This is a genomic window from Candidatus Vicinibacter proximus (assembly GCA_016713905.1).
Classification (GTDB): Bacteria; Bacteroidota; Bacteroidia; order Chitinophagales; family Saprospiraceae; genus Vicinibacter; species Vicinibacter proximus.
This window is the reverse complement of record JADJOE010000003.1, coordinates 507,053-521,418: the sequence shown is the minus strand read 5'-3', so window position 1 is coordinate 521,418 and position 14,366 is coordinate 507,053. Positions and strand designations below refer to the sequence as shown.

The following is a 14,366-nucleotide window of genomic DNA, read 5'->3' as shown; positions in this document are numbered from 1 at the left end:
ACTTTGATGGTAATCAAAGATCGTTCATTCATGGGAGCGCTTGTCTTTATTGGCCATTTGCCTTTCATAACGAAACCCTAATACATAATATGGGTTGAAAAGCTAAACAAAATAAACTCGCCTTAGGCAGAAATCTTAGCTCTTGGCCTTACTGTCATAGATGTTTTAGATTATCTGCATGCGGGCTCAAACAGTATTTTGTTTTTAACGCTTTTTAAATCAGTTTTAGCTAAAATGAAAAAGGCCGGCTGAATTTCTACTTAGTACCCATAAAAAAACTACCTGATCCCAAAATAAGGCAACACCCCGGAAAAGCTATTCTGCAGTGTTATCCATCCAGGCCTTTCTAGCTATTTATTCCGTATCCGATGCCGAAAGTTTTACTTTCTTGAGGGCAGGGCCAAAGGCGGAAACGTCGCCTGTTCTGAGGAGGAGATAATTTTTCTCCATACTGGTCTCCTGGTGAACAGGAATCCTTAGTTTCAATTGGGCGTAATCCTGCAAGATGGTGGTGGCATTGGTGCCAAAGCCTTCCGGAATCATCTTATAGGGTTGCGGCAACGAAGAAGGTTTTAGGACTCCCCCGATCAGGTCTTTGAGTAGCTGCAGATCCGTGAGGTCTATGATCGCATCCGCATTAAGGTCCGCAGCAAGCAATCTGTAAGGATCGTTAATGGTCCTGCGGCCTTTCAGATGATCTTCCAGCAATTGTACATCAAAGAGGTCAATGCCTTTGATCTCCGTTCCGGTAAATGCATATTTCAACTCGTATTCCTGGTCCTTACGCAATCCGTTCAGGATGTAGGAGGCATGCTGATCCTGAGCAGCCGTGGTGATCACATGGCTGACCATGTTCTCCAGGCTGAGCCTGAGATTGGTTTTCTTTTGCTTGCGGGTTTCGTCCCAGAAGCTGATGGACAGGTCGTAGCGCACATGTCCCAGACTGTCCTTGCGTTTGCAATCCGGCACATTAAGATTGTTCTGGATGATGATCTTGGTCTTGCACAGATCTGCATTGCCGAGAGAATCCGTCACCCACATCTCCACTTCGTTTTCGCCCAGTTCCGCACAGGTAAAAATGCGGGCGCGGTCGAGTACATCTTTGGAAAAGGAATAGCGCAACTTCTGTTTAGGGCATTTATGAAAACTGCCCTTGTTCAGATCCGAGGCCCAGACCTCTATCATCCCTGATTCTGCGATGCCGTCCAGATCCTGATCCACGGGCATCAGATCTACAATTACCCCGGTGAGGCAATAAGGAGTCGGTGGAATGGTATTTTTGACAATGACGGTCAGTTCGCACTTGATCTCTGATCCGCAACCGTATTCTGCGATGTAATAAAACTTAGTGGTTCCATTGGGATAGAAGCCGCTGGCATCGTTGCCGGTGCTGTCGGCGTATTTGGAAGTGTTGTGGATGACGAAAGGCATCTTGCAGGGAGAAACTACCGTAGCAGGATCGATCTTCACATACACCCCGTTGCAGTCCTGAGAAGCCACCACGATGGTGTCTTTAGGACAGGATATTCTGGCATCTGGATCGATGGTGATCAACTTGATCACCTGCTGGGCGGTAAAAATGCCTATGCCCGGATTTTTATAAGGGTCGTACACACACCAGTCGAGTATCTTCCAGGTACGGATGATCTTGACGCAGCCATCGTTCACCCTGAACACCTCATCCGAATAATTCACCATAGGGCGGGCACATTTATTGGTCTTCCAGGTGGGCTTGTCGTAAGGTCTTGGCAGGTGCTTGACGCTGTCTTGTGGATTGCAGCTCTCTATGGTGATGTCCTGAGGGAAAGTGATGTCGCGATAACCGAATGCATTGGCGTTGCTCAGGGTGATGACCTGGGTGCAGGTAAGCCATTGCCAGTTGTTGGGATTCTCAACGCCCCAGGTGCGGGTGATGGTCCCTACCCCACAGTCGTTGATGTTGTACACCACCTTGCAGTCGTGCTGCCACTTAATGAAGCCGTTTTCGTCTGTATAGGCCTTGCCCCATTTATTGAGGTCGCTGTAATTTTCGGTGCAGGAGATGGTCACATCGCCCGGACAAACCAGCCGGAAATCCTGACCCTGCAGAGCGGTCAGACCGATGAACAGTAAAAAGACAAAGGAATGGAGGAGTTTCATTCTTTGATTTTGGTTAGGTTAAAGATGAACAAATATATGAAAAGTATTTATACAAGGTTTTTGTGTGGGTGAAATTTAGGACATGCCCTGATGGCAAGAAAAACAACCCAAGCCAAAACCAGCCAGAACGCTAAATATAACCCTTCAACAAAAATATCTTTAAAAATTATTAACAATCTGAAATTTGTGTATTTTGCTGTCCCAAAGCATCCCGACGCAATTTTTTCTGTATTACCCACCCAGAACACGATGATTTTAAAACCTAAATACGCCCATTATGAAAAAATAGAGACTCCAATACAAAGATTGTGAACTAAGTTTACTAAAGTTAATATATGGACATTCTAGATACCGGAGCTATTAAAGATTGTATGAATCAAAACATGAGATAGAAACTAAATAAGTGTTAATAAAATTATGAATATTGTTTTAAAAAATAGAGTCTGGGATAAAATCAGACATAGGTGGCAATAATTTTGGAATCTCATTACTTTATACAAACATGCAATTAGTTAATATCAATTTTGCAAATCAATATTAGTTATTAAAAAAAATGAAGTCAATTTTAGTATTAAGAGCTTCTACTGACATTTGTGGTGATGAAGTTGGCCTTGTAACTAGCCATTGTCAGCTTCTAGGTATGAAAGTGTATAAAGAAGATGTTCCAACAATACATGCCCTTGAAGAAATGGTTGAGAAATATTTAAATTCAGGCACTCACTTTGATTATATTTACTTATGTACCCACGGTGATAAAGATGGATTTGAAACTGACTTAAGTGGAAATAAAATTTCAATATCTTGGAGCCAATTTGCACAACAACTCTGTGAAAATGGGATTTTAAATGATGACACTATTTTCCTTTTAGCATGTTGTAAGGGAGGACTTATGCAAGTAGGTATAGATATGATGAGTGTATGTAATAAAATTAATTATATATGTGGCGTAAAGTGGAATGCATATCCATGGGATCTTACAACAGGATTCGTTGTTTTCATACACAATTTAGAAAACAAAAATGCCGAACCAAATTATGCAGCACAAAAAGCATCATTAGCAACAGACTACACGTTTGTCTGTTATGATAGAGATGAAGTTGAAATGACTTCACAATATAGAATTCGTCAATTTGAATTATATTTACAATTAGGCTGGATAGACAGTGACGGAAATTGGATAGAAACAGACCCAAAAGTAAATGAGAATACTGGACATGCAGTTAAAGAGAAAATGCCTCTACCATGATATTGATTAAAGTAGATCAATTCGGTTTTCATGTTAGTAAAAATCGTAAATTTGATATCATAGATTTATATTTTGCAGCCAACCAAAAAACTATACTAACATCGATCTATGAACCTTTATATACAAGAAATGGAGACACCGCTAACTTGAAATCAACTATGCTAAAATGACTTTTCTAAATAAAGATATTCATAAATTGAAATAACAATTAAACATTAACTTTGCAACTACCAGTAACAAAACAAATGGAAATTCAAATAAAAAATTTTGGACCAATTGACAATTTGAAATTTGACCTAAATAAGGATCTTCACCTTATTTATGGACAAAATGCAATTGGTAAGTCATATGCAACATATTGCATCTATTGTCTTTTGAAAAACATTAAAAATAAGGCTATAAATCAGAGATATGTCTTCTATGAAAAACATCAAGAAAGTTCCTTTGAAAGGTTCATAAAGAGCAAGATAAAAAACATCAAAGCAGAAAAGCCTATTATTTGCACAAAAGATTTTCTAAAATTGGTTGAAGGCGAACTCAAGGAAATAATTCTAAAGGGTCTTCAGAACTCACTACTTAACACATTCTCATCTCTTAAAAATCTTAAAAATAGATACTCAGATAAGAATTATGAAATGGTTATCTCTATTTCCAAACATGAGAAACTTACGATTTACTCAAATGATGACGGAATTTTAGATTTGAAATTCGAAGACGAACTTAAATTAGTGGAAATAATTCAAAAAACTACAAAGTCAACAAAGTTTTCATTCTATATCAACAGTAGAAAAGAGTTTGGATGGCCAACAGAAGAAGAATTTACAAGAGACTTTATAAGATATACCATTGGAAAAGTAAATGAAATTCTACGCAAGTTAGACTTCAATATACGTGATATATATTATCTACCAGCAAGCCGATCAGGATTGTATCAAGCACTTAACGCATTTACTCCAATAATTGCAGAGTTGACTCAGAGTAGGTTCTTTATGCAAAGTAAAAGTATTGAACTTCCATCCTTATCTGAACCTTTAGCTGATTACTTCATAGATTTATCTACAGTTGACAAAAAAAACATCAATATGGAGTATAGCGAAATAATTAAGTTGTTGCAAAATGATATTCTTCGTGGCGAGGTTGAATATAATGACAAGACTAGACGAATTCATTATAAGCCAAAGGGAATTGACTTAGAACTAAATCTTTCTGAGGCTTCATCAATGGTTGCAGAGCTTTCTCCTTTGGTACTTTATTTTAAACATATATTAAACAACAAGTATGCTTCTACAAAAGGACGAGACTTCTTTTTTCAAGAATTTATTTATGACCCAATTAATAAAAGGAAAAGGGAAAAAGGATATGACATACTTTTTATTGAAGAGCCAGAAGCACATCTCCATCCAGAAGTTCAAGTAAAACTCATGGAAATATTTGCTAAACTATCATCATTGAATTTGAAAATATTTATTACTTCACATAGTAATTACATGTTTAACAAGTTGAACAATCTTTTAATAAAAAAGGAAATAGACCGAAATAAAATAATGGTATATCACTTGGTTAGAAGTGATGATGGAACAACAGTAAATAGTGAAATGAAAGTATCTGAGGATGGTATTAATGATGATAACTTTCAAGATATTTCTGAAAAACTTTATTATGAACGCTTAAATTATTTAGAGGGCAATCATGATAAAAAGAATTAAAACTCATAAAACACTTAGTAAATTTGTCGAAGATTCATGTTGTGAAAATAAAATCTGCGTAACCTTTGATAAAGCAATTTCAGCCAACTCATATGCAATTATCAAAGTTGACAATTTTTATAACTCACAACACTTAGGAAAGGAAACTCCTGCATCAGTTGATTGTCTGATTGTGAGAAAATGTATAAATGGTGGTTATGGATTAACATTAGTTGAATTAAAAAAAATCCAAACTGGAAAAGGCTTTGATTTGGATAATGTAAAACAAAAATTCGAGACCACCTTAAACAACTTTATCAAGACAAGATTTAGAAACCCTTTAGATATTGACTATTCAGAAGTTAAACTATATTTTGTTTCAAGGCAAGAAATCCATAAAAGAGATGTCGGTCTAAAAATGGATGTTCTGATTAATTTAAAGTTTAAATTCAACGAAAAGAAATATATGATTACACCTTTCATGCCGAATCCTACTATTAAAAATTGTTACTCGAAATGAAGTAGCTATGCTCTGCAGCATACATGACATAACCTAAAGGCTCAGCAAACGTTTAAGTGGAAAATTTTGAAAATATTTGAAGTTTTTATCTACTGTAAACCTTCGTGATAGATTTGTCCTTCTAGTATGTCAAAACGTCAGGTTGTAATAATAAATAATTGAATATAAATAATAAATTTATTTAATGCATAACTATTGATTTGCATTTTTATAAATAATGAATCAATTAACTAGTATACCAGGATCACAAATGTAGATTCCAGAGTATTCACCCCCGATTAATCCGTTTCAAATTGCCCTCCTATTCCAGGGAAGATGGCCTCTCGAATTTGCAAAATTAGAGTCTTTATCCTTGGCATGTTTTGGGTTAATTAGGGTGATGAATGGAAACTGCCATTCCGGCAGAAGCATGTCCTGCAGACTAATAGCATACTGGCAGATGTCACCCTATAATAAAGGAAATTTTTATTGTTATGACCATTCAATTGCGTTACATGAGGATACACGAGGGATTTTAAATATTTTCGAATAAAAAAATGGTATTTTTACAGTCTGGCGTCTTGGGCAAACGTATCAGACGACACAACACCGAATAAACAGATAACTCTAAACATAAAATGAAACGCTAGTTTTGACAGGCAACCTGCAACAAATAGACCATATTCCAACTGGGCAGCACCTGAGCCGATCCTCAAGCCGCCCCTTTGCTAGACCAAAAGAACCGTTTTTTGCCAACGCACAAAAGACGTTTATGCGACTTAAAATTGTAATTTAGAACCTCGATAATTAACGAAAAGACAAATACGAAATGAGCTTAAATACACAATCACTGCAACCCGTTATTAACTTCCTTTGGACAGTTGCGGATGATGTTTTGGTAAATACCTACCAAAAAGGAAAATACAAAGATGTTATCCTGCCCATGGTGGTTATACGCAGACTGGACTTGCTTTTAGAACCAACGAAAGAACAGGTCTTAAAGACTTTCAATGAATACAAATCCAAACTTCAAAACTTAGACAGTTTGCTGACCAACAACAAACACGGTTCTGGTTTGGCATTTTACAATACTTCAAAGTTTACCTTAAAAAAACTGCTTGACGACCCGAAAAACCTGCGAAGTAATTTTGAAAATTACCTGAACGGCTTTTCTGAAAATGTGCAGGACATCATCAAACAATTCAAATTCAGAAATGAAATTGAAACGTTGGACGAAGCAGACATTCTGTTTTCACTCATTGAAAAATTCTGCTCTCCAAAAGTAGAATTGCACCCCGACAAGTTGCCACCCTTGGCAATGGGTTATGTGTATGAAGATTTGGTAAGACGATTTAACGAAGAAAACAACGAAGAAGCAGGAGAACACTTTACACCAAGGGAAATCATTGATTTGATGACGCACCTTGTGTTCTTACCTGTAAAAGACAAAATAAAACAAGGCACTTATTTGATTTATGATCCTTGTGTGGGTAGTGGAGGTATGTTAACCATTGCCAAAAACTTTTTGCTCAATCCAGATGGACTGATTAAAAGCAATGCCACCGTTCATTTATACGGTCAGGAAAGCACGCCTTTCATTTATGCGACCTGTAAAAGCGATATGCTGATAAAAGGCGAAGACCCTGACAAAATCGCTTACGGCAGCACATTGAGTGCTTATGGTTTTGACAAGGATTTGAAGTTTGACTTTATGCTTACCAATCCGCCTTATGGAAAGACCTGGGCTCCTGATAAAAAAGCATTGGGAGTTGGACCTAAAGGAGCTATCACCGACAAACGCTTTATGCTGAAAGGCAGCTACAAAGAAGAAGCTGTTACCAGCCGTGTGAATGACGGACAGTTAATGTTTGTGTTGCACATGCTGAGTAAAATGAAAGATACCGAACTAGGCAGTCGAATTGCTTCGGTTCATAATGGTTCGGCTCTGTTTACAGGTGATGCAGGGCAAGGCGAAAGCGAAATCCGCAAATACATTATAGAAAACGATTTATTGGAAGCCATTGTAGCATTGCCCAACGATATGTTTTACAATACAGGCATACCAACTTACATTTTCCTTTTCACCAACCGAAAAGCAAAAAACCGAAAAGGCAAAGTACAATTGATAAATGCCACTTCTGAAAAGTTCTATTACAAAATGCGGAAGCCATTAGGCAAAAAGCGAGTGGAGTTTTCATCCGAACATATTCCTGTGATTGAAAAAATGTTCCTGAATTTTGAAGAGAACGAATACAGCAAAATATTTGACAATGAAGATTTCGGTTATGCCCAAATAACCGTTAACCGACCTTTGAAAGATGAAAAAGGCAAAATTGTAACCGACAGCAAAGGCAAACCAAAGCCCGACCCAAAACTAAAAGACACCGAAAACATTCCATTGAAAGAAGATATACAGGAATTTTTTGAACGTGAAGTGTTGCCTTTTGCTCCTGATGCTTGGTGGGATAAGAAAGACACCAAAATTGGCTACGAGATAAACTTTGCGAAATACTTCTACAAACACCAACCGCCAAGGGCTTTGACTGATATTGCCAAAGATATTTTTGAAATAGAACAAGAAACAGACGGTTTACTAAAAGAGATAATTGAAGCATGATAGAAACGGCATTAGAAAATACAAAAACGGCTTGGTTAGGTGAGTTTCCTGCTCATTGGGAAGTGCTTCGCATTAAAAATCTGTTTCAGGAAATGGATAGTCGAAGCGAAACAGGCAGCGAAGAACTGCTTTCGGTTTCCCATTACACAGGCGTAACGCTGAAACGGGAAAGTTTAGAAAACGAAGACGACCACCTGACCAATGCAGAAAGTTTGGTGGGTTATAAATTGGTGCATCAAGGCGATTTGGTTATCAATATCATGTTGGCTTGGAACGGCAGTTTGGGTATTTCACCATACAATGGAATAACAAGCCCTGCTTACTGTGTTTACCGAATTAAAGGCGACAACAACCCTGAGTATTTTGGCTATTTGTTTACCACCAATTTGTTTAAAGCCGAGTTTCGCAGACACAGCACAGGTATTATTGACAGCCGGTTGCGGTTATACACCGATAAGTTTTTCAGCATTTTTACCGTATTGCCGCCCAAAAACGAGCAAGACGAAATTGTGCAATACATCAAAGCACAAGAAGAAAAGATAAACTTGTTTATTCAGAAGAAGCAAAAGTTTATTGAGTTGTTGAAGGAGCAAAGGCAGTGTGTGGTTGACAATTCAATAACTAAAAATATTGCTGCTTGTAAAGACATCAGATTGAAATACATTTCAAGCAGAATAGGTGACGGGTTGCATGGTACACCACAATATGTTGACTATTCAGAATTTAAATTTATCAATGGAAACAATCTTATTAATGGTACAATAGTTACGAATGATGAAACAAATTGTGTTACAGAAGAGGAATTTAACAATTATGACCTTAAGCTAAAAAAAGGGACAATACTTTATTCTATCAATGGCACAATTGGCAATATGGCTTTTTATGATGGTGAACCAGTTGTTTTAGGGAAAAGTGCAGCATACATTGAACCTGATGAAATAAGTAAAAGTGTAGTTGATTATGACTACTTATTTCAATATTTGCAAACAAACCGAGTAATGAAATATTTTTTAAATGCAACAGCAAGCACAACCATAAAAAATCTTTCTCTATTCACGTTACGAAATACGCCTGTTTTAGTTCCACATACACTTGAGCAACAAAAACAAATTGTATCACACATAAAAACCGAAACCGCCACTATAGACACAGCCATAGCCAAAGCCGAACGGGAAATTGAACTTATTCGGGAATACAAAGAAGCCATGATAGCTGAGGCGGTGATGGGGAAAAGAAGAATTAACAACTACTGATGAGAACTTTAAGACCACTAAAGTCATTGAAATACAACAACTTGCGATATGTTTACCTTATTTGTGAGGGAAACATCAGAAGTTATCAACAATATTTGAAAATATGAAAGATTTGACAGTTTCGGCAATAGACCGACAAAACATACTTAACAATAAGAAAGCTGTTGAAAATATTCAAGGCTATCTTGGCATAACAGGGATGTTGTTTCAGGGCGAATATAGGTTTACCCGCCAGCAAATAGCAGATTTTTACAGCATTGATAACTCAACCATTGATCGCTATTTATCCCAAAGCGAAGATGAATTAAAACACAATGGATATATCAATCTCAAAGGGAAAGCACTAAAAGAATTCAAAGAAGAATTTGGCTGGATGTTGCAAGAAGGAGCTAAAGCTCCACAACTTGGCATTTTCAATTTTCGGGCATTTCTAAATCTTGGCATGTTGCTCACCGAAAGTGAAAAGGCAAAAGCCCTAAGAAGCAAAATATTGGATATTGTAATAGACACCCTAAACCAAAAATTAGGTGGCTCAACGAAGTTCATCAATCAGCGAGAAGAGGATTTTTTGATTGCTATGGCTCGTGAACCAGTTTATCGTAAGGAATTTACCGAAGCATTAAACAAATATTTAGAAATGGGGAATTATAAATATGCTGTTTATACAGATGCTATTTATAAAGCTATTTTCCTTGAAAAATCTTCTGAATATAAAGTGATATTAAAATTAGAAGAAAAAGAAAACCCAAGAGACACCATGTATTGGGAAGTGCTTAGGTTGATTGCATCATTTGAAGTGGGCATAGCAGATGCTATGAAGCAGAAATCAGAAAAGCTAAAAAGAAAATTGCAACCAATCGAGTTGAATGAATTAATTGATGAATTTGCCCAACAACGTTTTTGGATACCACAAATTGAGGATGCAAGAAGTAAAATGGCAAGCCGTGATTATGGCTTAAGGAATATTGTTCATGAACGGTTAAAGCCTTATATAAACTCTTTGAGTGCTGCAGACTATGACAGGTTTTTAGGAGATAAAAGTAAAGACCTATTGCAAAGAGTTATTGAAAACCCTGAGTTGTTGGAAGTGTTTAAAAGATTAAAAGACCGATAAATGGCATTTGCATATTTCGATACAGCACATGCTATAGCGGTTCATGATGTAATCATCAACCAATCTGGTGGCATTTTAGGCATTCTGAATATCAACCTGCTTGAAAGTGTAATTGAGCTTGTTCAGAATGATTTATACTATCCGGAGATTGAACACAAGATTACCCACTTATTTTTCTCCATCAATAAAAACCATAGTTTTCAAGATGGTAATAAACGGGCTTCAATCGCTTTATCTGCTTACTTTCTCGAAATAAACAATTGCTCATTTCGAGTAGAAAGGTTTATTGCAGAAATGGAAAACATTGCAGTAGATGTGGCTGATAACAGAATAGATAAAGATTTACTTTTTGAAATAATTAATTCAATTATTTATGAGGAAGACTACTCAGAAGAATTGAAATTGAAAATAATTTATGCCAAAGGATTTAATAATGAAGACTGACACCACAGAAAATGGATTAGAAGCCCACATCACACAGCACTTGTGTTTGGTCAATGCTTTTGAAGAAAGGCATTTCAGTAATTACAACCGTGTGGATTGTGTGGATGAAGATTTGCTTTTCAATTTTCTGCAAGCCACACAGGAAAAGGAAGTCGCAAAATTGCAAGCCATTCACAGTAGCAATTTCAGAAGCAAGGTTTTGTATCGCTTAAACAATCAAATCAAAACCTTTGGTATTATTGAGGTTTTACGCAAAGGCATTACAGACAATAACATCAAACTCAAACTCTTTTTTGACAAACCTGTTTCTATGCTAAACGAAAAGGATTTAGCCCTATACAACCAAAACATTTTTTCAGTAACAAGACAAGTACATTACAGCACTCAAAATGAAAACTCCTTGGATTTAGTGGTTTTCATCAATGGTTTGCCCATCATTAGTTTCGAACTTAAAAACGAGCTGACCAAACAAACGGTAAAGGATGCCATTAAGCAATATAAAACCAATCGTGACCCAAGAGAAGAATTGTTTCGCTTAGGTCGCTGTATGGTTCACTTTGCAGTGGACAGCGAACAAATTTGGATGGCAACCCATTTGAAAGGCGAAAACACTTACTTTTTACCATTCAACAAAGGTTACAACTACGGAGCAGGAAATCCGCCCAATTCAATTGGCATTAAAACCGATTATCTCTGGAAAGACATTTTAACAAAAGACCGTTTAACCAACATCATTCAGAATTATGTTCAATTGTTTGAAGAAGAAACGGAAAAGATTTTACCTGATGGTAAAGTAAAAAAAGAGAAAGTAAAGAAACTGATTTTCCCACGCTATCATCAAATTGATGCCGTAGATAAGCTCCTTAACAATGCCAAAGAAAACGGTGCAGGAAAACGCTATTTAATTCAACATTCGGCAGGTTCAGGAAAATCAAACTCCATTTCTTGGTTGGCTCATCAATTGGTTGGCTTGTTTGACAAGAATAACGAGAACACTATTTTTGATACTGTAATCGTAGTAACTGACCGTAAAGTTTTGGATGCTCAAATACGCAACAACATCAAACAGTTTGAGCAAGTGAAAGGCGTTGTAGAAGCAATTACCGAAGGCAGTAAACAACTAAAAACGGCATTAGAAGAAGGTAAGAAAATCATTATCACCACCATTCAGAAATTTCCATACATAGTAAACGAAATTGGAGAACTGCCCGGAAACAAGTTTGCCATTATCATTGACGAAGCACACAGCAGTCAAAGCGGAAACACCGCAGGAAAGCTAAATGAAACTTTGGCTAAAGACTTTGAAAAAGTGCAGGTGGACGATGATGAATATATTTTTGTGGACAAAGACCAATATGACGAACTGTCTTCGGAAGATTTGGTAGTGGATATTGTGAAAGGAAGAAAGATGCTGACTAATGCCAGTTACTTTGCCTTTACCGCCACACCAAAGAACAAAACGCTTGAACTTTTTGGAGAGAAATACAACGATAACGGAAAAGAGAAATTCAGGGCATTTCATCTTTACTCCATGAAGCAAGCCATTGAAGAAAATTTCATTTTAGATGTTTTGCAGAATTACACCACCTATCAAAGCTATTATGCTTTGCTAAAGAAAATTGAAGACGACCCTGCATACGACAAAAACAAGGCACAGAAAAAACTGAAAATATTTGTTGAGAGCCATTCACACGCCATTGCCAAGAAAACGGCTTTGATGGTTGACCATTTTATGGACAATGTAATCCGTAAATCGAAAATCAACGGGTTGGCTAAAGCAATGGTTGTTACAAGCAGTCGTAGAAATGCCGTGAAATACAAAAAGGCATTTGACAAGTATTTAGCAGATACAGGAAACCCATACAAGGCAATCGTAGCATTTTCAGGCGAAATAGACGGCCAAACCGAAGCTGCATTGAATCATTTTTCAAGTGCTGCCATTCCAGACGAGTTTAAGAAATCGGAATACCGCTTTTTGATTGTGGCAAACAAATACCAAACTGGATTTGACCAACCGCTTTTACATACCATGTATGTTGACAAGAAACTGGGTGGTGTTAATGCAGTTCAAACACTTTCAAGACTTAACAGAACAACCGCAGGAAAGAAAGACACATTTGTTTTGGACTTTGCCAATGATGCAGATGAAATCAAAAAATCGTTTGACCCATTCTTTGAAACCACCATATTAGGCGAAGCAACTGACCCTAACAAACTGTTTGACTTGCAAAGTTCTTTAGATGCTTTTCAGGTTTACACACCCGAACAGGTTCAGGAGTTTTCGCAAAAGATGGTTACCAATGTTCCTGTTGACCAATTGCACAGCATTTTAGATGCAGCAGCAGAAGTATTCAGAACTTCATTAACAGAAGAACAGCAAGACGACTTTAGAGCAAAATGCAAGACTTATGTTCGCCTGTATGTTTTCCTTGCTCAAATAGTTCCGTTTGTAAATCCATATTTGGAAAGACTGTATTTATTCTTAAACCACTTGCAAAACAAACTGGGCAAGCAACGTGACGAGGATTTGGCACAAGGCATTCTAGACAATATCGACATGGACAGCTACCGACTGCAAAAGGAAGGAGAATTTAATATTCAATTGCAACAAGGAGATGAGTTAAAACCTATCCCGACAGACATGAGAGGCGGAGCAGCCGAGCCTGAAATGGAATATTTATCCAACATCGTAAAAGCATTTAACGACCGCTTCGGGACACAGTTCACCAACGAGGACAAGGTTAAAAAAATGACTGAGGACTTAATGGCGGACGTTGCACAAGATGCCGAGTTTGCAAACGCTTTCAGACATTCAGACGAACAAAACGCCAAAATCACTTTTGAAGAAGTATTGAAACGAAAACTAATTGACCACATAGAGACCAACTTTGAAGTATTTAAAGAGTTCAACGACAACAAAGAGTTTCGTGACTTCTTTGCAGGGACAATGTTCAAAATAATGCAAAAGGACTTTTTACGATTTAACGCAAACAAATAATGCCAACGCTACAGTCACACGCATTTGCAAGCTGCCCAAGCCACCACACAAGCCAAAGCTTGCAAAAGAGTGTGCTTGTTCAAACGCAGAAAGAATTTCACAATAATTTTTCCAACGCTTGTAAAAAAAAATAAAACAAGCGACACACACGCCAGATAAAAAACCACATGACAAATGATACAAACTGACGACATAAAAATTGATGTAACCCACGACAGAGAAGAACGCCAGCCTATAACAGCGGTTTGGCGTAATGGCGGGTTCAGTGCTTCGTATGACAGTTTTGTGGTGGCACAAACAGTAGTTCTTCGTATTAACATTTGTCGTGAAAATCCGCCACTGCGCCAAGCCCGAAAACGTTAACATCAATT

Annotated in this window: 9 protein-coding genes; 8 read left to right on the top strand and 1 reads right to left on the bottom strand. The window is 37.3% G+C overall.

Annotated features, from left to right (window positions below):
• Nucleotides 1-354: 354 nt before the first annotated feature.
• Nucleotides 355-2,139 (bottom strand): hypothetical protein, encoded by a 1,785-nt coding sequence (locus IPJ83_10565; protein ID MBK7880984.1) that lies wholly within the window; start codon nt 2,137-2,139, stop codon nt 355-357.
• A gap of 553 nt (nt 2,140-2,692) precedes the next feature.
• On the opposite strand from IPJ83_10565, the gene IPJ83_10560 reads away from it, so the two are divergent.
• The 8 genes from IPJ83_10560 (at nt 2,693) to IPJ83_10525 (ending at nt 13,995) form a co-directional block, all read left to right on the top strand.
• Complete coding sequence (locus IPJ83_10560; protein ID MBK7880983.1) at nt 2,693-3,385, top strand: hypothetical protein; 693 nt, start codon at nt 2,693-2,695, stop codon at nt 3,383-3,385.
• 221 nt (nt 3,386-3,606) lie between these two features.
• Nucleotides 3,607-5,091, top strand: a complete 1,485-nt coding sequence (locus IPJ83_10555; GenBank protein MBK7880982.1) for an AAA family ATPase — start codon at nt 3,607-3,609, stop codon at nt 5,089-5,091.
• A complete protein-coding gene (locus IPJ83_10550; protein ID MBK7880981.1) occupies nt 5,075-5,590 on the top strand; it encodes a hypothetical protein in 516 nt (171 codons plus the stop codon). Before IPJ83_10555 ends, IPJ83_10550 begins: the two co-directional genes overlap by 17 nt.
• Before the next feature lie 808 nt (nt 5,591-6,398).
• Complete coding sequence (locus IPJ83_10545) at nt 6,399-8,186, top strand: SAM-dependent DNA methyltransferase (protein MBK7880980.1); 1,788 nt, start codon at nt 6,399-6,401, stop codon at nt 8,184-8,186.
• Nucleotides 8,183-9,439, top strand: a complete 1,257-nt coding sequence (locus IPJ83_10540; GenBank protein MBK7880979.1) for a restriction endonuclease subunit S — start codon at nt 8,183-8,185, stop codon at nt 9,437-9,439. Before IPJ83_10545 ends, IPJ83_10540 begins: the two co-directional genes overlap by 4 nt.
• Before the next feature lie 103 nt (nt 9,440-9,542).
• The gene (locus IPJ83_10535) at nt 9,543-10,553 is read left to right on the top strand and encodes a DNA-binding protein (GenBank protein ID MBK7880978.1); all 1,011 of its coding nucleotides are present in this window, start codon (nt 9,543-9,545) and stop codon (nt 10,551-10,553) included.
• The gene (locus IPJ83_10530; GenBank protein ID MBK7880977.1) at nt 10,554-10,997 is read left to right on the top strand and encodes a type II toxin-antitoxin system death-on-curing family toxin; all 444 of its coding nucleotides are present in this window, start codon (nt 10,554-10,556) and stop codon (nt 10,995-10,997) included.
• A complete protein-coding gene (locus tag IPJ83_10525) occupies nt 10,987-13,995 on the top strand; it encodes a type I restriction endonuclease subunit R (protein ID MBK7880976.1) in 3,009 nt (1,002 codons plus the stop codon). The genes IPJ83_10530 and IPJ83_10525 overlap by 11 nt, the downstream gene beginning before the upstream one ends.
• Nucleotides 13,996-14,366 lie beyond the last annotated feature (371 nt).

Excerpts from the sequence above, each read along its gene's own strand:
- IPJ83_10530 (MBK7880977.1), top strand. The coding sequence starts at position 10,554 with ATGGCATTTGCATATTTCGATACAGCACATGCTATAGCGGTTCATGAT.
- IPJ83_10525 (MBK7880976.1), top strand. The coding sequence starts at position 10,987 with ATGAAGACTGACACCACAGAAAATGGATTAGAAGCCCACATCACACAG.
- IPJ83_10565 (MBK7880984.1), bottom strand. The coding sequence starts at position 2,139 with ATGAAACTCCTCCATTCCTTTGTCTTTTTACTGTTCATCGGTCTGACC.
- IPJ83_10550 (MBK7880981.1), top strand. The coding sequence starts at position 5,075 with ATGATAAAAAGAATTAAAACTCATAAAACACTTAGTAAATTTGTCGAA.
- IPJ83_10545 (MBK7880980.1), top strand. The coding sequence starts at position 6,399 with ATGAGCTTAAATACACAATCACTGCAACCCGTTATTAACTTCCTTTGG.
- IPJ83_10535 (MBK7880978.1), top strand. The coding sequence starts at position 9,543 with ATGAAAGATTTGACAGTTTCGGCAATAGACCGACAAAACATACTTAAC.
- IPJ83_10560 (MBK7880983.1), top strand. The coding sequence starts at position 2,693 with ATGAAGTCAATTTTAGTATTAAGAGCTTCTACTGACATTTGTGGTGAT.
- IPJ83_10540 (MBK7880979.1), top strand. The coding sequence starts at position 8,183 with ATGATAGAAACGGCATTAGAAAATACAAAAACGGCTTGGTTAGGTGAG.